The 438-nt window shown below is 70.8% G+C and carries 1 protein-coding gene; it reads left to right on the top strand.

The features are described 5' to 3' along the window. Positions 1-438 (top strand): AMP-binding protein (locus LPA54_RS39225; RefSeq protein WP_228985168.1); only part of this gene is annotated, 438 nt, incomplete at both ends.

The raw sequence follows: 438 nt of genomic DNA, 5'->3' as shown, positions 1-438 counted from the left end.
GATCTTCGACAAGGCGGCGGACGCCGCGATCGCCTACAGCCAGGCGCTGGACTCCCCGTCGGGCCCGTCGTTCGGCCTGAAGGTCAAGCACAAGGTCTTCGACAAGCTGGTCTACGGCAAGCTCCGCGCGGTGCTGGGCGGCCGCGGCGAGTACGCCATCTCCGGCGGCGCCCCGCTCGGCGAGCGGCTGGGTCACTTCTTCCGCGGCATCGGCTTCAGCGTGCTGGAGGGCTACGGCCTGACCGAGTCCTGCGCGGCCACCGCCTTCAACCCGTGGGACCGCCAGAAGATCGGCACGGTCGGCCAGCCGCTGCCCGGCTCGGTGGTGCGCATAGCGGACGACGGCGAGGTGCTGCTGCACGGCGAGCACCTGTTCAAGGAGTACTGGAACAACCCCGGCGCGACCGCCGAGGCGCTGGCCGACGGCTGGTTCCACAC

Origin of the sequence: Streptomyces sp. DH12, from assembly GCF_020873895.1 — a bacterium.
In the GTDB taxonomy this organism is placed as follows: Bacteria; Actinomycetota; Actinomycetes; order Streptomycetales; family Streptomycetaceae; genus Streptomyces.
Note: the sequence above shows the minus strand (reverse complement) of the source record. Positions and strands in the feature narration are given on the sequence as shown.